Annotated in this window: 24 protein-coding genes and 1 pseudogene; 13 read left to right on the top strand and 12 right to left on the bottom strand. The window is 50.1% G+C overall.

The genetic code is table 11. The features are described 5' to 3' along the window. Positions 1-831, top strand: an 831-nt coding sequence (locus VF260_05220) for an ATP-binding domain-containing protein (protein HEX7056581.1), incomplete at its 5' end; no start/stop codon positions are given. A 23-nt stretch (positions 832-854) separates the two neighbouring features. On the opposite strand, the gene VF260_05215 is transcribed toward VF260_05220, so the two are convergent. The 3 genes from VF260_05215 to VF260_05205 all read right to left on the bottom strand — a co-directional run bounded on the left by VF260_05215 (position 855) and on the right by VF260_05205 (position 2,262). Beyond that, positions 855-1,247 carry a hypothetical protein gene (locus VF260_05215; protein ID HEX7056580.1) on the bottom strand — a complete coding sequence of 131 codons (393 nt, stop codon included), beginning with the start codon at positions 1,245-1,247 and terminating at the stop codon, positions 855-857. A gap of 121 nt (positions 1,248-1,368) precedes the next feature. Beyond that, on the bottom strand, positions 1,369-1,632 hold the full coding sequence (locus VF260_05210; GenBank protein HEX7056579.1) for a hypothetical protein: 264 nt from the start codon (positions 1,630-1,632) through the stop codon (positions 1,369-1,371). A gap of 120 nt (positions 1,633-1,752) precedes the next feature. Then, positions 1,753-2,262, bottom strand: coding sequence for a hypothetical protein (locus tag VF260_05205; GenBank protein HEX7056578.1), 510 nt, complete (start codon positions 2,260-2,262; stop codon positions 1,753-1,755). 422 nt (positions 2,263-2,684) lie between these two features. Here VF260_05205 and sufC point away from each other — a divergent pair, with 422 nt between their 5' ends. From sufC to sufB, 5 genes are read left to right on the top strand one after another with little or no spacing between them, the layout of a single operon-like run. Continuing rightward, the gene (gene sufC, locus VF260_05200) at positions 2,685-3,524 is read left to right on the top strand and encodes a Fe-S cluster assembly ATPase SufC (protein HEX7056577.1); all 840 of its coding nucleotides are present in this window, start codon (positions 2,685-2,687) and stop codon (positions 3,522-3,524) included. Positions 3,525-3,548: 24 nt separating this feature from the next. Beyond that, positions 3,549-4,862: a Fe-S cluster assembly protein SufD gene (gene sufD, locus VF260_05195; GenBank protein ID HEX7056576.1), complete on the top strand. Its 1,314-nt coding sequence runs from the start codon at positions 3,549-3,551 to the stop codon at positions 4,860-4,862. After that, positions 4,859-6,085: a cysteine desulfurase gene (locus VF260_05190; protein ID HEX7056575.1), complete on the top strand. Its 1,227-nt coding sequence runs from the start codon at positions 4,859-4,861 to the stop codon at positions 6,083-6,085. The genes sufD and VF260_05190 overlap by 4 nt, the downstream gene beginning before the upstream one ends. Continuing rightward, positions 6,072-6,500: an SUF system NifU family Fe-S cluster assembly protein gene (locus VF260_05185; GenBank protein HEX7056574.1), complete on the top strand. Its 429-nt coding sequence runs from the start codon at positions 6,072-6,074 to the stop codon at positions 6,498-6,500. Before VF260_05190 ends, VF260_05185 begins: the two co-directional genes overlap by 14 nt. Before the next feature lie 30 nt (positions 6,501-6,530). Further along, a complete protein-coding gene (gene sufB, locus VF260_05180) occupies positions 6,531-7,928 on the top strand; it encodes a Fe-S cluster assembly protein SufB (protein ID HEX7056573.1) in 1,398 nt (465 codons plus the stop codon). A gap of 695 nt (positions 7,929-8,623) precedes the next feature. On the opposite strand, the gene VF260_05175 is transcribed toward sufB, so the two are convergent. Beyond that, positions 8,624-8,902, bottom strand: coding sequence for a hypothetical protein (locus VF260_05175; GenBank protein HEX7056572.1), 279 nt, complete (start codon positions 8,900-8,902; stop codon positions 8,624-8,626). Positions 8,903-9,009: 107 nt separating this feature from the next. Here VF260_05175 and VF260_05170 point away from each other — a divergent pair, with 107 nt between their 5' ends. After that, complete coding sequence (locus tag VF260_05170; GenBank protein ID HEX7056571.1) at positions 9,010-9,996, top strand: C40 family peptidase; 987 nt, start codon at positions 9,010-9,012, stop codon at positions 9,994-9,996. Positions 9,997-10,015: 19 nt separating this feature from the next. Here VF260_05170 and VF260_05165 read toward each other — a convergent pair whose 3' ends face one another. After that, on the bottom strand, positions 10,016-11,065 hold the full coding sequence (locus VF260_05165; protein ID HEX7056570.1) for an HD-GYP domain-containing protein: 1,050 nt from the start codon (positions 11,063-11,065) through the stop codon (positions 10,016-10,018). Between the two features lie 411 nt (positions 11,066-11,476). Then, positions 11,477-11,596: pseudogene (locus VF260_05160) on the bottom strand (glyoxalase). 382 nt (positions 11,597-11,978) lie between these two features. Between VF260_05160 and VF260_05155 the strand changes: the two are divergent. From VF260_05155 to VF260_05135, 5 genes are all read left to right on the top strand, one after another. Next, complete coding sequence (locus VF260_05155) at positions 11,979-12,797, top strand: undecaprenyl-diphosphate phosphatase (GenBank protein ID HEX7056569.1); 819 nt, start codon at positions 11,979-11,981, stop codon at positions 12,795-12,797. Between the two features lie 42 nt (positions 12,798-12,839). Beyond that, complete coding sequence (ytvI, locus tag VF260_05150) at positions 12,840-13,886, top strand: sporulation integral membrane protein YtvI (GenBank protein HEX7056568.1); 1,047 nt, start codon at positions 12,840-12,842, stop codon at positions 13,884-13,886. Between the two features lie 172 nt (positions 13,887-14,058). Continuing rightward, positions 14,059-14,280 carry a spore coat associated protein CotJA gene (locus VF260_05145; GenBank protein ID HEX7056567.1) on the top strand — a complete coding sequence of 74 codons (222 nt, stop codon included), beginning with the start codon at positions 14,059-14,061 and terminating at the stop codon, positions 14,278-14,280. A 10-nt stretch (positions 14,281-14,290) separates the two neighbouring features. After that, on the top strand, positions 14,291-14,566 hold the full coding sequence (locus VF260_05140; protein HEX7056566.1) for a spore coat protein CotJB: 276 nt from the start codon (positions 14,291-14,293) through the stop codon (positions 14,564-14,566). Between the two features lie 74 nt (positions 14,567-14,640). Next, positions 14,641-15,210 (top strand): manganese catalase family protein, encoded by a 570-nt coding sequence (locus tag VF260_05135; GenBank protein HEX7056565.1) that lies wholly within the window; start codon positions 14,641-14,643, stop codon positions 15,208-15,210. Between the two features lie 10 nt (positions 15,211-15,220). Here VF260_05135 and VF260_05130 read toward each other — a convergent pair whose 3' ends face one another. Next, positions 15,221-15,463: an SUMF1/EgtB/PvdO family nonheme iron enzyme gene (locus VF260_05130; GenBank protein ID HEX7056564.1), complete on the bottom strand. Its 243-nt coding sequence runs from the start codon at positions 15,461-15,463 to the stop codon at positions 15,221-15,223. 71 nt (positions 15,464-15,534) lie between these two features. On the opposite strand from VF260_05130, the gene VF260_05125 reads away from it, so the two are divergent. Beyond that, on the top strand, positions 15,535-16,212 hold the full coding sequence (locus tag VF260_05125; GenBank protein ID HEX7056563.1) for an HAD hydrolase-like protein: 678 nt from the start codon (positions 15,535-15,537) through the stop codon (positions 16,210-16,212). A gap of 24 nt (positions 16,213-16,236) precedes the next feature. On the opposite strand, the gene VF260_05120 is transcribed toward VF260_05125, so the two are convergent. From VF260_05120 to VF260_05100, 5 genes are all read right to left on the bottom strand, one after another. Next, positions 16,237-17,349, bottom strand: coding sequence for a YheC/YheD family protein (locus tag VF260_05120; protein HEX7056562.1), 1,113 nt, complete (start codon positions 17,347-17,349; stop codon positions 16,237-16,239). Next, positions 17,325-17,786 carry a GNAT family N-acetyltransferase gene (locus tag VF260_05115; GenBank protein ID HEX7056561.1) on the bottom strand — a complete coding sequence of 154 codons (462 nt, stop codon included), beginning with the start codon at positions 17,784-17,786 and terminating at the stop codon, positions 17,325-17,327. The genes VF260_05120 and VF260_05115 overlap by 25 nt, the downstream gene beginning before the upstream one ends. Then, positions 17,787-18,950 (bottom strand): YheC/YheD family protein, encoded by a 1,164-nt coding sequence (locus tag VF260_05110; protein HEX7056560.1) that lies wholly within the window; start codon positions 18,948-18,950, stop codon positions 17,787-17,789. After that, a complete protein-coding gene (locus tag VF260_05105; protein ID HEX7056559.1) occupies positions 18,943-20,310 on the bottom strand; it encodes a YheC/YheD family protein in 1,368 nt (455 codons plus the stop codon). Before VF260_05105 ends, VF260_05110 begins: the two co-directional genes overlap by 8 nt. 103 nt (positions 20,311-20,413) lie before the next feature. Next, the coding region (locus VF260_05100) for a YheC/YheD family protein (GenBank protein HEX7056558.1) at positions 20,414-20,719 on the bottom strand (306 nt) is incomplete at its 5' end.

The following is a 20,719-nucleotide window of genomic DNA, read 5'->3' as shown; positions in this document are numbered from 1 at the left end:
GAGCGGTGGCCGGAAATTTGCGCGGTTTCGCTGAAAGCTCTTCAGGATAAGCGGCTGAACTATGAAGACGCAACACCGCTTTTGTTCCTGCGGGAAATGTTGACCGGCTTTCAAGTTGAGACGGGCATCAAGCATGTGTTTGTCGATGAAGCGCAAGATTATTCGCCTTTTCAATACGCGTTTATTCGCCATGTGTTTCCGCGGGCTAACATGACGGTGCTGGGCGACGCGAATCAGGCGATCTTTTTGCAAACGGCGGATTCCGCAAGTTTTACCGATTTGCCGGAGCTGTTGCATGAGGACAGCGCGGAAGTGATCCGGCTAATGAAAAGTTATCGGTCGACCCGTGAGATTGTCGCGTTTACCGCGGCCATGCTGCCCGCTGGCAGCGGCATCACACCCTTCGAGCGAAGCGGAGAAGCGCCCAAATTCATCAAATCGGAAAATGATGCCGAGCGCATTGTAAAAATCGCCGACGATGCGCGAACATTGTTGGCGCACGGCCACAAAACCATTGGGATTTTGTGCAAAACGGCGGCTGAGAGCGAAGAAACATTTGCAAAGCTAAATGGGCATATTGAAGTCGATCTCATCACCAAGCATTCGCTCGCGCTGCGGGAAGGGGCCTCCGTTGTGCCGGCATATTTGGCCAAAGGGATCGAATTTGACGCGGTCATTATCGCGGACGGTTCGCAAAGCGCCTACTCCAGGGAAAATGAGCGCAAATTGTTTTATACGGCTTGCACGCGCGCGATGCATGTGCTGCACATCCACTATACAGGGGAACTGACCTTGTTTGCGACAGTCCCCCAATCGCGAAGCCAACCGTAAATTGGAAACGCGGCTTTAAGCCGTCAAGCGCTGACGCTGTAAACCTGGGTGGTCACAGCGCCCAAAATCATCAGCAATATGAAGATCGCCCATCCGCCAAAGTTGAATACGGTGCCAAGCACGGCAAATAATTTTTTGCGGTCCTTTTGGAACAATCCGACGACGCCCAAAATGCCGCCTGTTAAACTGAGCAACAGTTCCAGCAAAAAGAGAAGCCCGATGTAAATCATATACGACAGGACGGAAGCGGGAAGTTCGTCAGCTTCCAGGTCAAATCCGCGTTCTTCGGCAAGGCTGATCAGTTCGCCGCTGTTGCCGGCCATAAACAAGATGATGCCAACAAATAAGGCGATGCATATCATCGCGATCACAAAAGAGGCAATTCCCAGCCCGGAATGCTTTGTAGGGACATCCAAACCAATCACTCCCAAATGAATAAATTCGTTCCATTTTATTATATCCAACAGCGAGTATGTTTGGAATATGGGGCAAATTGAAAAGAGAATCGGCTGAAAACCCGATTCCCTTTTTTGGCAATTACCAGAAGTATGGATAGCCGAATCCTCCGTAGAATCCGGGAAACCCGAACCCTCCATAAGCCCCGATGGCCAGCAGATCATACAGAACAAGCGGCGCAAAAAAAGCTTTGGTATGCGCTTTTCCGCCTTCCGGCGCAATATAGATCAGGTTGCCGCTTATTCTTTTTAATTTGCCGGTAACGATTGTCCCGTCATTTTTAATGGCATAGACCGATTTCCCTACAAGTTTTTTCACTTCTTGCCTTGCGATAGCCGCGTTCATGGGGAATTGTCCTCCTTTCGCCAAAAGCAGGAATGGAATACTGTATTTTATTCCGTTCGGCTTAAAGGATATGGACAAAATTCCCATGGCATCAACCCGTTTTCCCAAACGGCCGGCCGCTTAAAAAACGATGTAGTCGTCAATTTCGTTGAGTTTGAATAAATAAGCCTTTTTCTCATCGACATGATACACGGAAACATTGTTGTTTTCGCTGTCGAAATTTAATATTCGGCAAGGAATGCTCAACCGGACGCCCTTGCCTTTCACAATTTGCAGGCGGACCAAAGTGCCTTTCGCTTGAAAGGAGCGAAACTCCGATAAAATATCCTTGTCGGGGGAAATAGTGTTCTTGCCCGGTTGCGTGTTGTTTGCCGTCTGTTCTTTTTTTTGCGGCGGAATTGCCGTTTCGCTTTTTTTGTAATTTCCATCGGTCTTAACTTGCGCAATGAGCTTTCCGAATTCAATTCCGTTCAAAATGCGATGATCTTTTATGTCGCCGGTATTCAGCGCGTGCAGCAATTTTTCCAATGCGTGGCTGTTTGATTTTCCTTCGACCATCACTTCCAACGTAAATACGTATCCGTGATCGGGCGCTTCGTTTTTAAGCGTAAGTTGTTCGTCTTTTTTCATGATGGAACCGTCCTATCAAGCATGTTGGGCAAAAATTATACTTAAGTAGTGTAACACGATCGGATTAGAAAAAGAAGTGCTTGCGCTCACTTCGTTTATTGGATTCGCGGCAAATGTATGTGGATTTTTATATATATTTGCCCGGTTCAGTCGCCTTCGCCTTACCGCTTTAACATTTTTGATCTATGTCATTTTTTAGCTGCGAGGGATTTGGTATGTTGAACTGGAAAAGTCAAAAAATCGCCCAATTTCAACCGTACGATTGAGAAAGCGGAGATTCAGTTTTGAAAAGTCCTTTATTGATTTTTCACAGTGGGGTATAATAAAATATACCATTGATAATAATTGAGAATCATTGAGAATCACCCAAGATTATTTTTTAAAATATAATGATTCTAATCAACATGCCAGGAGGATAAGCCATGAGCAATTCGCCGATATTTAAAGTATCAGGCTTGCACGCAAAGATTGAAAATAAAGAAATTTTAAGAGGGGTCGATCTGGAGATCAAGGGCGGAGAAATCCACGCGATTATGGGTCCGAACGGTACCGGAAAGAGCACCCTTGCTTCCGCGTTAATGGGGAATCCCAAATATGAAGTGACGGACGGAACAGTCACGCTTGACGGAGCGGATGTTTTGGAGATGAGCGTCGATGAGCGGGCCCGCGCCGGACTGTTTTTGGCCATGCAGTATCCGAGTGAGATTACCGGGGTTACGAATGCCGACTTTTTGCGCAGCGCGATCAATGCGCGCAGAGGGGAAGGCAATGAAATTTCGCTGATCAAGTTTATCCGCCAGATGGAAAAACAGATGAAACAACTGGAGATCGACACTCAATTCATGCATCGCTATTTAAATGAAGGCTTTTCCGGCGGCGAAAAGAAGCGGAATGAAATTTTGCAAATGATGATGCTGGAACCGAGCGTCGTGATTTTGGATGAAATCGATTCGGGGCTTGATATCGACGCCTTGCGGATTGTCGCAAACGGCGTCAATGCGATGCGCAGCGAAAACCGGGCGTTTTTGATCATCACCCACTATCAACGACTGCTAGATTATATTCATCCGGATTTTGTGCACGTGATGATGCAAGGCCGCATTGTCCGTTCCGGCGGGCCGGAGCTTGCGCAGCGGCTGGAAGCCGAAGGGTACGAATGGTTGAAGAAGGAGCTCGGCATTGAACATGAAACGATTGATGTCGAGGAAGAAGAATTTAAAGTGCCGATGAATGTCGTCATGATGGATAACCACCATCATTAAAATGGGACACGAGGGGGAATGAAGATGACTACGCAAACAATCCCGGTGGACCCAAGCTTCGTTCGCACTGTTTCTTCCCTGAACGCAGAACCCGAATGGATGACCTCGTTGCGTTTGACAGCGCTGGAAATGGCTGAACGACTGGAGCTGCCGAAACTGGAAAAAACGCGAATCGACCGTTGGGACCTTGATTCCGTTGGACAATACAGAAAGCCAAGCACATTGACTGAAGCGCAAAACTTGCCCGAGCAGGCGAATTTGTTATTGCAAACCGGCGAAAACGGGAAGCAACTGAACGCGCTGTTTCTGCACCGCAATTCGGGCGCGTCGTTTTCCCGGTTGCCTGACGAACTTGCCGCGCAAGGAGTTATTTTCACCGATTTGGCGACTGCCGTAAGAGAGCATGCGGATTTGGTCCGCCCATATTTCATGCAGGCGGTGAAAGCTGAAGAAAACCGGTTGACGGCATTGCACGCTGCCACCTGGTCGGGCGGCGCTTTTGTTTATATTCCGAAAAATGTTGTCGTAGAAAAACCGCTGCAAGCGTTGTTCATCACGGACGACGAAGAAGCGTTGGTTTCGCCGCATGTGCTGATCGTAGCCGAAGCCAACAGCAGCGTTACCTACGTTGAAAACTATTTGTCGGTCGGCGGGAATGTCAAGCAAGTGCACAACGGCATGGTTGAGATTTTTGCCAAAGACGGTGCGCGCGTGCAATTCGCCTCGGTGCATGATTTGCGGGAAGACATTACGGATATCAGCTATCGCCGTGCGGTTTTGCACAGCGATGCGAAAATCGAATGGGTCATCGGCGAATTGAACAACGGCAATACGGCGTCCGAAACATACTCCCTGCTTGAAGGCAAAGGCTCCGAATCGGACGCGAAAGTGATTTGCGTCGGAACCGGCAAACAAAACATGAATATTACCACAAGGGCGCGGCATATCGGCATGAACACAAACAGCGACATGCTGACGCGCGCCGTGATGCGGGATGAATCTACGGCGATTATCAACGGCATTACGAAAATTGAAAAGGGCGCAACGTTCGCAAACGGCCAGCAAACGGAAAAAGTGTTGATGCTGTCGCCGCAAGCGCGCGGTGACGCAAACCCGATGCTCTTGATTGACGAAAACGAAGTGAAAGCGTACCATGCCGCAAGCATCGGCAAAGTAGATCAGGATATGATCTACTATCTGATGTCGCGGGGAATATCCCGGGAACAGGCAACACGCTTGATTATATACGGCTTCCTTGCTCCGATCGTCGAACAGATTCCGATTGCCAAACTGGAAGAGCAATTGAAACATCTGGTGGAAAGGAAGCTGGGGCAATGATTCCGTTGGAGATACGCGCAAGATTTCCGATTCTGAGCCAGGAAGTGAACGGGCATCCTTTGGTGTATTTGGACAGCGCGGCGACTTCGCAAAAGCCGGATACGGTTATCGAGACGGTGAAACGCTATTACGAATGGGATAACGCCAACGTGCACAGAGGCGTGCACACGCTCGGGTCAAGGGCGACCGACGCATACGAGGGAGCGCGTGAAAAGCTTGCCCGATTCCTGAATGCGAAAGATGCGGCGGAAATCGTGTTTACGCGCGGTACAACAACGGCAATCAACCTTGTGGCGACAAGCTATGCGCGCGCTGTCTGCAAAGAAGGCGACGAGATTGTGCTCACGCCAATGGAGCATCACAGCAACCTGATTCCATGGCAGCAGGCGGCAAAAGCAACAGGCGCCGTCCTGAAATACATTCCGTTGCAGCCGGATGGCACGATTCGCCTGGAAGACGTTGCAAAAACGGTGACCGGACGAACCAAAATCGTGGCTGTCACGTACGTGTCAAATGTGCTCGGCGTGGTCAATCCGGTAAAAGAAATCGCGGCGATTGCGCATCGGAACAAAGCGGTTATTTTGGTGGACGGCGCACAAAGCACACCGCATATGAAAGTCGACGTGCAGGATCTGGATTGCGATTTTTATGCGCTTTCCGGGCACAAAATGTGCGGACCAACCGGAATCGGGGCGCTTTACGGCAAACTGGATCTTTTGAATAAAATGGAGCCAGGCGAATTTGGCGGCGAGATGATCGAGCATGTGGATCTGTACGACGCGACATGGAAAGAGCCCCCGTGGAAGTTTGAGGGGGGCACGCCGATTATTGCCGGTGCGGTCGGATTGGGCGCGGCTATTGACTTTTTACGCGAAATCGGGCTGGATGAAATCGAGCGGCATGAAAAAGAGTTGACCGCTTACGCGGTCGATCGCTTGTCCGAAATTGCCGACTTGACGATTTACGGGCCGCGTAAAGATCGGGCGGGTCTCGTTACGTTCAATTTGGGCGATGTCCATCCGCATGATGTCGCGACGGTGCTCGACGCGGAGGGCGTCGCCGTGCGCGCAGGCCACCACTGCTGCCAGCCGCTGATGCGCTGGCTGCAAGTAACGGCAACGGCGCGCGCCAGCTTTTATCTGTATAACACGAAGGAAGATGTGGATCGGCTGGCAAAAGCACTGTTGACCGCAAAGGAGTATTTTGGCCATGCAATTGGATGATTTGTACAGAAGAGTCATTATGGATCACTATAAATCGCCGCGCAATCGCGGGCGGTTTGAAGATGAAGCGGTATCGGTCGATCTGCATAATCCGACTTGCGGCGATAAAATTTCGCTGCAGATGAAGCTGGAAGACGGCATTGTCAAAGATGCCAGGTTCGTTGGCGACGGTTGCTCGATCAGCATGGCATCCGCATCCATGATGACCGAAGCGGTCAAAGGCAAAAAAGCCGATGAGGCACTGAAAATGGCGGAAAGTTTCTCCGGTTTTATGAAAGGTGAAGAAACCGAGTTTGAATATGAGGATATCGAGGCGCTGGCCGGTGTCAGCAAATTTCCGGCACGCATCAAATGCGCGATGCTGGCCTGGAACGCGTTAAAAAAAGGCATCGAATCAGCCAACGACGGAAAATAATTCGCAAAGTTAAAAAGGAGGTAAACAGCAATGGCGCAAGAAATGCTCGATTTGGGAGAGTACAAATATGGGTTTCGCGATGAGCATAAAGCGATATTTCAAAGCGGCAAAGGCCTGACCGCCGATATCGTCAGGGAAATTTCCCGGATGAAGGGCGAACCGGACTGGATGCTGGATTTCCGCATGCGGGCATTTGAACATTTTATAAAACGCCCGTTGCCGCGGTGGGGCGGAAATCTGGACGATTTGAATTTTGATGAACTGCAGTATTATGTAAAACCCGTGGAAAAAACGCAAAAATCGTGGGAAGAAGTGCCCGCCGACATCAAAGAAACCTTTGACAAATTAGGCATACCGGAAGCCGAACAAAAGTATTTGGCCGGCGTTACCGCGCAATACGAGTCGGAGGTCGTTTATCACAATATTCAAAAAGATCTGCAGGATCAAGGCGTTGTCTTTATGGGAACGGACGCCGGATTGAAGGCGCGCCCGGATCTTTTTAAAGAATATTTCGGCACGGTCATCTCGCTCGCCGACAACAAATTCGCCGCTTTAAACAGCGCGGTTTGGTCGGGCGGCAGCTTCATTTATGTCCCTCCTGGCGTCAAGGTGGACATTCCGCTGCAGGCGTATTTCCGCATCAATTCGGAAAACATGGGACAATTTGAGCGCACTTTGATCATTGCCGATGAAGGCAGCTTCGTCCACTATGTCGAAGGTTGCACCGCGCCGATCTACAGTACGGCTTCCCTGCACAGCGCGGTCGTGGAAATTATCGTCAAGAAAAATGCGCGTGTGCGTTATACGACGATCCAGAACTGGGCAAGCAATATTTACAATCTGGTTACCAAACGGGCGCTTGTCGAAGAAAACGGAAATATGGAGTGGGTTGACGGCAATATCGGCTCCAGACTCACCATGAAGTATCCTGGTTGCGTGTTGAAAGGCCGGGGGGCGAAAGGTTCCGTTCTGTCGATCGCTGTTGCGGGTGAAGGACAAAATCAGGATACCGGCGCCAAAATGGTTCATCTCGCGCCGGATACGACGTCGACGATCATCTCGAAGTCCATCAGCAAAAACGGCGGCAACGTCACGTATCGCGGGCTCACTTCCTTCGGCCGCAATTCCGGCGGCTCCAAATCCAACGTCCAATGCGATACGCTGATTATGGACACGAAGTCCACTTCGGATACGGTGCCGTATAACGAAGTGAAAAACGATAATGTCACGCTGGAGCATGAAGCAACCGTATCGAAAGTTTCGGAAGACCAATTGTTCTATCTCATGAGCAGGGGTTTGACGAAAGAAGAAGCAACCCAGATGATCGTGATGGGCTTTATCGAGCCGTTCACCAAAGAACTGCCGATGGAATACGCGGTGGAAATGAACCGCTTGATCAAACTCGAAATGGAAGGCAGCATCGGGTAAGCGTATTTCGCATTTCGCAGCCTTTTCCGGCTTCCGTCGGGGCGTTTGCCCATGATATGCAAATACGTGTCTGCTGTGACTATGACGCTAGCGCGTCCCAGTCGCACGGACACGTATTTTATTTTTGCGACAAGCTTCGCGCGGATAATCGGCATGAGAGCGCCGCTAAGCGTGCGGTGACAGCGTCGGCAGCCCGGCTTGCTGGCATTTTGTTCGGAGCCGGCGGCCGTCGTGCTGAGAATATATGCCTGATCCGGACCGCCTCCATTGTTTAAACGGGGGATGCCACCCTGCACATCGTTAACGTTACCCCTTTTTGCACAATGCGAGCGCCCCTCCCCCTACAAAACCCTCTCCGCCCAACGCTAACGGACGTAGCAGAGGCTATTTGCCGAAAAAAGGCTGGGCAAAAATTTTAACGGTCGCCACAGCGGCTATTCGCTTTATTTTTACCCGAATACCGCACAAAGTGCTAAAATACGCGCGCCTACGTCCGTTAAACTTGAAAACCGGGCTTAAAGCCCCAAATAGCCTCTGTCACGTCCGTTAGAACGGAAAGCCACTACATGGCTGTTAGATCTGAAAGCACCCTGCTACAACCATTAAAAGGTTGCAAGCCGGCAAACCGACCGTATGTTTTGCGGATGAGTTACGGCCGAGTGTCCTTCGGCAAGCCCAAGGAACAGCGGGCAATTCTACAAAAACGGATCCTTTGCGTTGATGAGCGCATAGGTGGCAACCCAAACGAGCGCAATGAAAAACGAGAATAACGATAATACCGCCCCGGCAAAGCCCCGCGCTTGTTTGCGGGTTACGGCGCCGAAAATGAGCGCCAAAATCCCGCAAACGATGCCAAGCGGCGTTGTAATGACAAGAAAATTCAAAGAGCATGCGAGAATGCCCAGCACAAATGCGGCAGACGCCAAGCCGGATTTTTCCGGCGGTTTCCTGGCGAAGGCGATATCCGGTTCCATTCACGAGCTCCTTTCGTGTTTTTGTAACATCCCCTTCGTATATTCATCGTTTTTATTCCAAAAAATACGAACTGTCAAGTATAAAATGACGGGAGCTGAATGTTGGCATGGCAAACGCATTTCATTCGCGGATGATCCGCATCTTTTTAGCGCTGGCGTTGTCTTTGGCCCTGGCCGTTACACTGTTTGGTTGCGGCAACATGAATCGCGGCGGGCAAACGCAATCGGCGGAAAAAAGCAAACAGGTAAAAACAGAAAATATAAACGACCGCACCGTTATACCGTTTGTTCAACGTGGCGGCGCACAACTGATTTCCATGCGCGATTTGGTAATCGCATTGCAATTGCGCGCCAAAATGGACGATACCGGCAATGTTTATCTGATCGGCGATCACGACCCTGCGATTGAAATTCCCCTGAAAACCAAAGTGGCCAAAGTAGGCGAATATCCGGTAACGCTCTCGCAAGCCGCTGTGATGATTGATGGCGTTCCCCACCTGACTGTTCAAGACACGGAAAAACTGTTTTCCGATATGATTCGGTCGAAAAAAACAAAAAACGGGTTAGAAATAACCCGCACGAAAGACGAGATAATACCGCAGGACGATCCGGATTTTTTCCGAGACGATCCGGCCGATCCGGCTGCGCGGACAAGTGCTTTCCTCCCCGCAACGGCAACAGCGGCGCTCGCCAATGTCGATATGAATCGGGTCATTTCCACGGCAAAGCGCTATCTTGGCGTAAAATATGATTTCGGGGCGAAACCGTACCCGCAATCCGGCACATTTGATTGCTCGTCGTTTACGCGATACATTTTCGGAAAATTCGGCGTTCAACTGCCGCGCACGGCCCGGGCGCAAAGCCGAGAAGGTGTTTGGGTTAGCCGGCAAGCGCTGTGGAAAGGCGATCTTTTATTCTTCTATGTTCCCGGAAGGTTCAAGTCCAATCGGGTCGCGGGCCATGTGGGCATCTATATGGGCAAAGGGAAAATGATCCACTCTTCGCCGAAGCCGAAAGACGGCGTCCAGATCAGCAATATCAACAAGCCGTATTGGAAAAAAGTATTTTTAACCGCGAAGCGGGTCGCTTATTGACGCCGCGTCTTCACGCGCTTCATAGATAAACAGTTTCAATTTCCAATTGCAAATTTTTCGACAAGTCGATAAATTCGTCGCCGATCTGAATGAGCGGCCGGAAGAAATCGGACGGATTCGTCAAAATAATGACACCGGTCGCGCCATTTTTTAACGCAACCTTTTTGCCGATAAAATTCGGTATCATATGTCTGATGAAGGTCTGGGTGACTTGCGGATCCAGTTCCGTAAAGCTTAATTTGTGCAGTTCTTTCAGCACAAGCAGCAAATCCTTCTTCTTTCGGTAACTGCGGGAAGAAATCATTGCGCTGTAGACGTCCGCGACAGCGACGATTTTGGAATAAGGGTGCATCTCGCTGCCGTTCAGCCCTTTCGGGTAGCCTTTGCCGTCAAGCCGCTCATGATGCTCCAAAGCGACCAAAGCGACAGGTTCCGGCAATCCGGAAACCTTGATAATATCGTAGCCCAAAATGGTATGGTCTTTCACCGCGGCAAATTCCTGCGCCGAAAGTTTTGTCGGTTTTTGAATAATTTTCGGGTCGATAAAGGCTTTCCCGATATCATGCAGGTAGCCGCTTTTTCCAATCAGCAACGCTTCCTGTTCTCTATATCCAAGCCATTTTGCCAAATAATAGGAAATCATGCCCACTTGTACGGAATGATGCAGAGTATATTCATCCGCTCCCTGGAGCGTCAACAAGAGCGATACGACGTCCGACTCTTTCCGGAAGCTTTGGACCAGCGGCGCGAAAGCGCTGTCAGCTTCCTTTTCGTCGATTTTTCCTTCCTCCAAGGCGCGGCGAAATAATTGTTCCATTTTATCAATCGCAAAATCGTAATTAGGCAAAATATTTTCGACTATATTCGTGACCTTGGCGTTTTTTTGCTGATCGCTTCCGCGGTGTGCCCGATGCATAATTTCCACAAAGTCTATATTGTGACGCTGAAGTTTGACAATGTCGTCCTCATCAAGCACTTTGTCGCAAGACAGCACATGCAGTCCGTATTTGTTGAAAACATTTTGCTTTAACCGATCTCCGGTCCGAACTTCCGATATATGAACTCGCACAAAGTTCCCTCCAAGATATAGCAGGAATTGCCTGATTTTCACTTTCATATTACCAGTATTTCGTTAATTGTACAATCTAAAGTTCGGCACGGTTTTTCTGTGGCGGCGGTTCTGCGACTTACCCTGACTTAAAATAACGCTGTTTTCGCATATATTGTTGCTCTTAAGGGGATAAAGAGAATACGATTTCAACAGGAGGCATTTGAATCATGAATTGGCTTGAAGTGTATGAAGATTTCACTGACCTGTCATAACAAGAACAGCACCGTCTATTCGAAGCGATCAAAGAGCCATCCTAGCGGAATCATTGAAAGTGATGAAACCCACTTCTTTTAGAGTCTGAAAAGGGGCGAAAAGGTGGCATTCCTCACCGTGTTGCTCGAAAACGTGGTCGCAAAAGACCATTCAGCATTTCGGCTTTGGGATTTCCATCCAGCCTAATAAGTCAGCAAAAAAGCTTCGAGCTTCCGATTCGCAACCTTCAGGAGCCGCCAATTGAACGTGGTCAATCCCAGAGAAATTAAAAGACATAGAAACCCTCCATGTTTCATTGTGTGAAACTCAGTTTCATTTTACAATCCCATTTTATAGTAAAAACGTTTGAAAATCCAGTATTTTTATTAAGTATTTTCTTACACCAATTTAGCAACTATATTTACGAAAACAGCGTAATAAAATATGTAGAGTAAAGGGCTGGCAGTCCCAGCCCTTTACTCTACATATTGGCTGTGAACGTGTTCATGCGGCCGTGATGCGACCGCCGTTACCCGCATGAAACTACTTGATTGGCCACGATCGGCCGCTAATCCCGTTTGCTTGCCTTTGCGTAATGGCGGGCTGTTGTGCAACCTGAAAGGAAACCGTATAATTAAAAGATACTTTATACATATAGTTATGAAGGGATAGGATTTATTTGGGAGCGCTGTGGATTGCGGTTGTGATCGGCATTGTGGAAGGGTTGACCGAATTTTTGCCTGTTTCGTCCACCGGACACATGATTTTGGTTGGCCACATGATCGGCTTTTATGGAGACAAGTCGGAAGTTTTTGAAATTGTCATTCAATTAGGAGCCATATTGGCGGTCGCCGTGCTGTATTGGCGCAGGATTGTCGATCTGTTCGCCTCGGTTGTCGGCAAAAAACGTCATGCGCCCGGAATCCCCAGGTTGAATCTCCTGCATGTGATCATTGCCATCGTTCCGGTGATGGGGCTCGCTTATTTGTTCCAGGATTTCATCAAAGGCGCGCTGTTTTCGCCGGAAACCGTTTTGATCGGGCTCGTGCTGGGCGGCATTTTTATGATCGTTGCGGAAAAGAAAAAGACGGCGGCTCAAACGGAAACGATGGATCAACTTACATACCGGCAAGCGTTTCTCATTGGGCTGTCGCAGATTTTATCGCTCTGGCCGGGATTTTCCCGTTCCGGTTCGACGATTGCGGGAGGCATGCTGGCCGGCGCCAGCCGCGCTGTTTCAGCGGATTTCACTTTTTTGATCGCAATCCCGGTAATGACCGTGGCGACCGGCTATGAATTGCTGAAAAATATTCATGCGATGTCCATGCACGATTTTGGTTTCTTTGCCGTTGGTTTTATCGTTTCCTTCATTTTCGCGTTGCTTGCGGTTGCGTCTTTTATCCGCGTTGTGCAAAGGCTTTCTCTGGTTTATTTTTCCTATTACCGGTTTGTTTTGGCGGCTGTTGTGCTTGTCTATTACTTTGTCGTAGGGTTTTAAAACAAAGCCGCCAAGCAAGCGGGCAATGAGAGGTGACGCCAATTGTCAGGGAAAACGCTCATATTGATCGCCTTGGGGTTAGGCTTTTTATACGGATTGTTCACGATCGGTTTTCCGTTTCTGCTGGCGATAGTGATCGCCATCTTTCTGGAGCCGTTTAACGTGCTGTTGATCAAATATGCCAGAATGAACCGGATGGTCGCCTCGACGATCGTTTGCACCGTCTTTTCGGTATTGCTGTCGCTCGTAATTTATTGGCTGGGGCTAAAGATCATTTCCGAAATTATCAATTATTTGGGAAAAGCGCCCGATTATTTGACCGGGGTCAACGATCTCATTCAGGAAGGGTTAAAAAAGACGCAGCTGTTTTATGAAACGCTGCCTTCCGATACGGCGGCACAACTGCAAAACGGCGCGGAAACCGGCATGAGCGCGCTGCTCAATTCGCTGAAAGATCTGGCGAGCACCTTGTACCAGTCGCTGTTCAATTTTGCGAAGACGATACCCGATCTGTTTATTTTCTACATTGTATTTATAGCGGCATTATATATGTTCAGCTATAGCCTGGATACGTTGAAAGGGTCGTTCCTAAACTTTTTTGAGGAAAAATCGCAAGCCCAGGTGGCCGAAGTGCTGCAGAATTTGCGCAATTCGATTTTCGGATTTATCCGCGCGCAATTGATCATCAGCATGCTGACTTATATCGTGACGCTGGTCGGTTTATTGATTTTGCATGTGAATTTCGCCATGGCCATCGCGCTTCTGATTGTCGTCGTGGATATTCTGCCGATTTTGGGAACCGGGTCGGTGCTTGTGCCGTGGTCGATTTACTGCTTTATGACGGGCGACAATTTTTTGGGAATCGGCGTCATTATCCTGTATTTGTTCATTACCGTCTTTCGCCGCATGGTGGAGCCGAAGATATTGGGCGATGCGGTCGGTATCGGCGCCCTGCCGACTTTGATCAGTTTATACATCGGCTTTAAACTGGTTGGCGTCGTCGGGCTGTTTCTCGGTCCGATAGTCGTCATCATTTATCAGGCGATGCAACGCGTCGGGCTGTTGAATATCAAGATCAAAATTGAATGAGCAAAAAGAACCTTTGGCCAACTCCCCGCACAGGGGATTTTTTTTTATTTGATCAATCACCACCTGTGGGCGTTTGTCATATGCTAAACAGCAAACAGGATAGGCAAAGTTGCGCGCGGCCTTTGCGAAATTACACGCAAAGCTTGCAAAATGACATCAGGGAGGTTGTTCAGTGTTGCATGTACAGCAGCCTTTTTCCCAAGAGCGGGTTTATTATCCGTTTATCGGGCCGTTTGATCCGTGTCCGCCCATCCGGGAGAAATCCTATGTAGTTCCGCCCAATCAATTTGTCGTCTACCAGCCTGCGGGACTGCCGCAGTTTTCGCCTGCGGAAGCGTTGCGGAGCGGAACGTTATGGCCGCTTTTCTTCAGCCCCTATGCCGGCAAAAAATAACAGGAAAGGAATGGCAACGGTGAAGGATGTGAAATGTGACGAAACGTATTACAAAATGCTGCAGCAATTACAGGAAGCGGATTTCGTTTTGGTGGAATTGAACTTATATTTGGATACGCATCCGCAAGATGCGCAAGCGCTGCAGCAATATAATCATTTCGCCCAGATCCGCGAGCAGTTGGCCCGGGAATTTACCGCACGATTCGGTCCGCTGCAGCATTTCGGGCGCGACTTATCCCGCTTTCCCTTTGCCTGGCCGGAGCCGCCGTGGCCTTGGCAGGTTTGACCTATGCGCTGGCGACAAAAACGCGTTGCGCAGCTTAAGTTGAGCAGTCTACAAGGAAGGAGCAATCCGAAGCAATGTGGATTTATGAAAAGAAATTGCAGTACCCTGTGCGCGTAAGCAAATGCGATGTGCGCATGGCCAAATATCTGATCGAGCAATACGGCGGCGCCGACGGTGAATTGGCGGCGGCGCTCAGATACTTGAACCAGCGCTATACGATTCCGGATAAAGTGATCGGTTTGTTGACGGATATCGGCACGGAAGAATTTGCGCATCTCGAGATGATTGCCACCATGGTCTACAAGTTGACCAAGGACGCCAGCGTGGAGCAACTGAAGGAGGCCGGGCTGGGAGAACATTACGCCAACCACGACCGGGCGCTGTTTTATCATAACGCCGCCGGTGTGCCCTGGACCGCAACCTACATTCAGGCAAAAGGCGATCCGATCGCCGATTTGTACGAGGATATAGCCGCTGAGGAGAAAGCAAGAGCCACTTACCAATGGCTGATCGACCTGACGGATGATACCGAGATCCAGGACAGCCTGCGGTTTTTGCGCGAGCGCGAAATCATCCACGCGCAACGTTTCCGCGAAGCGGTGGAGATGCTGAAAGAAGACCGGGAGACGAAAAAAGTATTTTAGCCGTGTTTCATCAAACGTCAGCGACACAACGGAATCCGCCGTTGCTTCCGGCCGAATCGGGCGTATTGTGGTTTCGCGCGGATACCTTGAAACGATTGCAATACGCTTTTGTGCAGAGGAATGAGCCGCCGCGGACCACACGCATCGTGCCGGTGGGCGGACCTTTCGGATTATCCTTCGGGCTTTCCCGATCGTAAGTAGGGCTGAACCAATCCGCGCACCATCCAAAGCTTCTATTCTTCCATTCTCCGATGGTTGACGGGGGGCAATTATTTTGATATAAAAGGGGTTATATGCCAGGCAACACGAGAAGGAGCTCTCCATATGACCACAAAAATGGCCCGGCCCGAAGCGCTGATCTTCGACATGGACGGCACTTTGTTCAAATCGGAATCGATTTTTGTCGAAGCATTCCATCTGGCGATGAACGATTTGCGCAAAGAAGGGCTGTACGCGGGTGAAAATCCATCCGAAAAAGTCTTGTTGGGATCGTTGGGTTTGCTGCTAGATGATATTTGGAATCGTGTACTTCCGAAATCCACAAAGGCAGCAAGAGAACGATTGAACGATCTGGTGTTGGATTATCAAATAGAAAACCTGAAGGCCGGCAAGGGCGAATTGTACCCTCGCGTCCGCGAAACGCTGGAGCGGCTAAGAAACAGCGGAATGCAACTATTTGTCGCCAGCAACGGGCTGGAGCTTTACGTAAAAAAAGTTGCGGAGCACACGGATATTGCCCATTTGTTTACCGGACTTTACAGCGCCGGGGAATATCAAACGGCCAGCAAAAACGATCTGGTAAAGCTTTTGTTGGACACGCACCGTGTTTCGTCCGCGTGGATGGTGGGCGACCGTTTATCCGACGTGGCGGCCGGCAAAGCAAACGGGCTAACCGTGATCGGCTGCGATTATGCCGGGTATGGCCACGATCACGAATTGGCGGAGGCGGACGCGGTCATTACGGCATTCGCGCAACTGCCGGAGTTGATTGCCGCGGAGTAATTTTCCACAGGCGGAGAAGCAGGCTTATTGCGCCATCTTCTCCGCCTGTTTTTTGGCAATCAGCCATCGCGCATATTCCAGGGGGCGCAAAATCGCTTTCCGATAAGTTTCCTTTTCGCCGGCCAGATTGAAAACTTCGCGGGAAGGCTTTTGATTGACCTCCAGGAGCCAGACGTGTCCTTTATGGTCAATCGCCAAATCAAGCGCCAATTCGCATAATTGGCCGAAACGTTCTTCCAAATGGCGCGCCACTTGAAACGCCAACGTCTCGGCGGATTGCCTAATCCGCGCCGCCCTGTCTGAACGAAACCCCCATAACCGCAGCAAATGCGCCATCGTAACCGCTTTGCCGCCGCCATGCAGGTTGGAAGTAACGCTGCCTGCCGGCCCGATTCTGCCCGCGCAGCCTGTTACCTCCCATTCGCCCTGGCCGTTTTTTTGAATCAGCATCCGATAATCGTGCACCCGGCCGTTTTCAAGCTTTAAATCAAGGCCTTGCTGCACGAGATAACGGTTCGGCAAATTCCATGGCCTTAACTTTGCGGCCAACCGGTTGCCGTTTGTCAGAAACGGCTTGAAAATGCGGCGGGAAACCGTGCGCCCGCTGACAAGATAGCGGTTGCCGGCAACTTTGCTGATTCTGAGAATTCCTCTCCCGCCGGTGCCGTTAATCGGTTTCAAGTAGACAATACCGTGTTTTTCCAGCATTCGTTGCAAATCGACGGCGGATTGATAAATGGCGGATTCGGGAAGATGCGGCCGGATTTTTTCGTTGCGCGATAAAATAAGATGAATGTTCCATTTGTTGGACAAGGGACGATTCAAGTAAAGCATATTCGGGTAATCTCTGCGGAACTGCCGGAGTTGATGGAAGCGGGAACTTCTGATTTGCCGGCAGCGATCATAAATCGCCATCGGGAAATCAACCGGTTTTCTGTACCAGCTGTTCGTTTTGGCATCGTAATGCAGAGCGGAAATTTTTTGCCCGGTGCGTGCAACGTCTTCAGGAGCAAAGACAAAAACATCCAACCCGATTTTATTGCCCAGCATGATTAATTTGCGAAAATAATTTTTTTCTTCGATGCGCTTTTCCGAATCGTAATAGACAGTCATCACTCCAAGCGTGGGGCGGGCCAAACGGATTCACCCTCCAATACGATAATTCTTTTTCCGCGACTGTTATTGTACTGCCAAACCGGTTTCAGGCCGCAGCTTTGGCACAGGCGCAGGCTTGGCTGATTGTCGGCGGCCACCGCGCAACGGTAGCGCCCAAGGCGGGAGAGATGCAAGCTGAGCAAACGCTTGCCGATGCCGCGGCGGCGATAAGCGGGGTGCACGACATAGAATGCGGCCTCGTTGCCATAATGCGCGACGCAGCTTATGGCCGCCAGTTTTCCGCCGATTGATGCCGCGATCATCTCGCTGCCTTTATCCGCCAATTGTTCGGGTTGAACGGTTTTTAACCAGGCGATTGCGCTGTCGGTAATGCGCTTTTCGCCGTGCTGGGCGGCAAACCGGATGAACGGCAGCCGATATTTTTCCAACTTTTCCGGGGTTACGCGGGAAAATCGCATTTAATCGCCCTCAATCCCATAAAAGTTTGCTCTGGCGTTTTTTCCGTTGGCTAAAAATATGCTGTACTGGATGATGCGTTCCAACGATTTTTTGCGGATTTGCGGCTCATCAAATTTCATCGGTTTGGAATTGGCTTCGAAAAACCAGATATCCCCGTTTTCGTCCACGCCCAAATCCATCGACATTTCACCCAGCGGTGTGCCGGCGCCGATTTCGATTTGCCTGGCGATGGCGAGCGCGGCTTGTTGCGCACGGCGCAAAATCCGCGCCCCCCGGCTTGCGCCGAAGACGGCTCTTAACAAATATTTGGGGTTGTCGATGGACCCGCCGCGGGGCACATGCGTCGTAATACTGAGTTCCCCGGCAACTCTTCCGCCGATGCCGGTCAGCGTCCATTTGCCTTTGCCGTTTTTTTGCACGAGCACGCGCAAATCGAAGGGGCGCTTTTTGTTATGCACAAGATCGATTCCTTGCTGGACGATATACTTTTCTTTGCCGATCATTTTTTTTATGCGCGCGCGCAGTCGCTTCAGGCTGTTAAAACGGAAATTTCGGCTCTTTCGTTTGATCTGCACGCTTAGCAAATAGGTCGGCTTGCCGTTTATCTTGCGGCGGATCCGCATGATGCCCGCGCCGGCTTTTCCGGACTCCGGTTTTAAATACACGGCGGAATGCTGCTTCAAAAGCGGCAGCAGTTTGGTGTCTTCGGACATTTTTAGCGTGATCGGCAAATATTTGCTCGTTATTTTGGATTCGTTCAACCAACCGATCAATTCCCATTTGTTAAAAAAAGCCGGATTAAACATTTGGACGCGCGGATGGCGGCGGATGTGCGCCATTTTATCCTGCACATCGGCTGACATTTCATCTTCCCTGAACGGGATGCGGTTGTAAATGACATGTGGCTGGGGAAACATCTGGCGAATCCAGCTGTTTTTCTCCAAATTGCACGTATAGCCCGCAGTTTGCCTCTCCCGCAAATCCAGCAATTTGACAGTGGTGACATATACGAGAATGTTCCGCTCTTTGCCCGCCTCGATGAGGTCGTGAAAATTTTCCCGGTTGCCGCGAAAACCCTTTTTCTCGTCATCCATTGTCAGGATTGCAATGATCGGACGCTTCTTATACTCATGCAATTCAGCTTTTAGCGCCACATCAAGCATCCTCCCTCACTGGGAACTTGCTCAAGTAGAGCAAATATTCAAATACGCAGTGCAACGCGTCGCGCCCCTGCGCTTTCAGCGCGGGATGCTTAAATATGGTTCGGCCGGGCTTGGAGTTGGCTTCAAACATCCAAATGTTCTCGTTTTTATCGATGCCCATATCAAAGCCGATTTCGCCCAACGGATGCGGATAATTGCGTTCAATCGCCTGGCAAAGGGAGATAACGGCTTTTTTCGCGTTGTTCAAAATCTCTTCCGCCCGGTTGCCGAATGTTTTTGCCAGCGCCGCTTCCGGCGTCATCAGCTGCCCGCCGGTGCGCACATGCGTAGTCACGCTGCCTCTGCCCGCCTTTTTGGCGCCAACACCGGCGACCGTCCAACGGTTTTTGCCGTTTTTGCACATATGGAAGCGGAAATCAATCGGACAATTATCGATTTCAATCAGCCTGATTCCTTGCTGCAACACATAATGATTCAGGTTTCTGCTTTTTCTAAGCAGATCGAGCAACGCCGAAAAACGGTTGAACCGCAAAAGCACGTTTTTGCCGTTGCGGCGATAGCGGCAGAAGTAGCCTTTTTTCGGGTGGTAAGTCAACCGGTAAATGCCGATTCCGAGGCTTCCGCCGGTCGGCTTCAAATAGACGAACTGGTTTCTCTCCAGCATTTCCTTGATTTTTTCCGGCGGCGGATTCACGACGGACTCGGGCACATATTTTTCTTCGGGCTCTCCTTGCAGCAACCGGTAAACTTCCGACTTATTGAAAAATCTCCAGTTAAAAATCGGAATATTGCGGCGGACAAAGCGCTCTTTGAAGTTTTCCATCGAAATGGTGAGCTCTTGCCTGCGGCTGGGCAGCCGGTTGTATACCGCGTCGGGCAACGACACGAGCTTCCGCACCCACTTGCCCCCGGGTTCGGCGAAATAGCCGACGGTTGTTTCCTGCTGCCAGTTGATGTCTTGCGGGGCAAAGGCAAAGTAGTACGCTTTTGTATTACCGGCCTGCAAATATTGCCTGACCATGCCGGTTCTGCTGCCGAACGGCGTAGAACCCGTTCCGCCCGCAGTCGAAGTCAAAATGCCGATCAACGGGCCGAGTTTGATAATGCCGTCGCCTTCACTTTTTATGCAGCAGTTGCCTGCCCGGGGAATCAACAGCGCGTTCCGCACGGATCCGGGCAAATAAATATGTCTTCCTGCTTTTTTGATCACGCGGAGTCCCACTTTGGACTGACGGTGGCCGACCTTAAGCGTCAAAGTTTTCTGCGAGCGAATTTGCAGTTCTCTCATCAATGCTCTGGTCATATATAAGTTTTTATCAGCCCGATTGGTGAAGTGCACCGTGCATGTTGTCAAACTCATTCGCAAATCCTCCTAAAGGTTTCCCGCAGGGGAACCCACATCGTAAGCACCAGGCGAACGCGCAACATTTGATCTGGCGCGAACCTTTGACTAAAAACCGATCCTAGACGCCTTTAAGCAGGAAGCACGCATATTGAATCGGATTCCGAACCGCCCGCCGCTCGGCGTCAAGATTGTGAATTAATGAGAACACGCGCCGCCCCGGTTTGGAATTGACTTCCAAAATCCAGACGTTGTTATCCCGATCGATGCCCAGATCGACTCCAAGTTCGCCCAACCTGCCAAAGCGGCTTTCCAAAGCTTGCGGGATTTCGGCGCAAATGCTTGGGATTTCGCGCAACAGACGGTTTGTTTCCGCCCGACCTTTTTCCTGTTCCAAAAACCGCTTTACTTCAAGCGCTTCACCACC

Source organism: Bacilli bacterium (assembly GCA_036381315.1).
Lineage (GTDB): Bacteria > Bacillota > Bacilli > Paenibacillales > KCTC-25726 > DASVDB01.
Note: the sequence above shows the minus strand (reverse complement) of the source record. Positions and strands in the feature narration are given on the sequence as shown.

What these genes read in the sequence shown, in the direction of transcription:
- VF260_05210 (HEX7056579.1), bottom strand. Translation starts at nt 1,632, where the DNA reads ATGAACGCGGCTATCGCAAGGCAAGAAGTGAAAAAACTTGTAGGGAAA.
- VF260_05205 (HEX7056578.1), bottom strand. Translation starts at nt 2,262, where the DNA reads ATGAAAAAAGACGAACAACTTACGCTTAAAAACGAAGCGCCCGATCAC.
- sufC (HEX7056577.1), top strand. Translation starts at nt 2,685, where the DNA reads ATGAGCAATTCGCCGATATTTAAAGTATCAGGCTTGCACGCAAAGATT.
- sufD (HEX7056576.1), top strand. Translation starts at nt 3,549, where the DNA reads ATGACTACGCAAACAATCCCGGTGGACCCAAGCTTCGTTCGCACTGTT.
- VF260_05190 (HEX7056575.1), top strand. Translation starts at nt 4,859, where the DNA reads ATGATTCCGTTGGAGATACGCGCAAGATTTCCGATTCTGAGCCAGGAA.
- VF260_05185 (HEX7056574.1), top strand. Translation starts at nt 6,072, where the DNA reads ATGCAATTGGATGATTTGTACAGAAGAGTCATTATGGATCACTATAAA.
- sufB (HEX7056573.1), top strand. Translation starts at nt 6,531, where the DNA reads ATGGCGCAAGAAATGCTCGATTTGGGAGAGTACAAATATGGGTTTCGC.
- VF260_05175 (HEX7056572.1), bottom strand. Translation starts at nt 8,902, where the DNA reads ATGGAACCGGATATCGCCTTCGCCAGGAAACCGCCGGAAAAATCCGGC.
- VF260_05170 (HEX7056571.1), top strand. Translation starts at nt 9,010, where the DNA reads ATGGCAAACGCATTTCATTCGCGGATGATCCGCATCTTTTTAGCGCTG.
- VF260_05140 (HEX7056566.1), top strand. Translation starts at nt 14,291, where the DNA reads ATGGCAACGGTGAAGGATGTGAAATGTGACGAAACGTATTACAAAATG.
- VF260_05135 (HEX7056565.1), top strand. Translation starts at nt 14,641, where the DNA reads ATGTGGATTTATGAAAAGAAATTGCAGTACCCTGTGCGCGTAAGCAAA.
- VF260_05125 (HEX7056563.1), top strand. Translation starts at nt 15,535, where the DNA reads ATGACCACAAAAATGGCCCGGCCCGAAGCGCTGATCTTCGACATGGAC.
- VF260_05115 (HEX7056561.1), bottom strand. Translation starts at nt 17,786, where the DNA reads ATGCGATTTTCCCGCGTAACCCCGGAAAAGTTGGAAAAATATCGGCTG.
- VF260_05110 (HEX7056560.1), bottom strand. Translation starts at nt 18,950, where the DNA reads ATGCTTGATGTGGCGCTAAAAGCTGAATTGCATGAGTATAAGAAGCGT.
- VF260_05105 (HEX7056559.1), bottom strand. Translation starts at nt 20,310, where the DNA reads ATGAGTTTGACAACATGCACGGTGCACTTCACCAATCGGGCTGATAAA.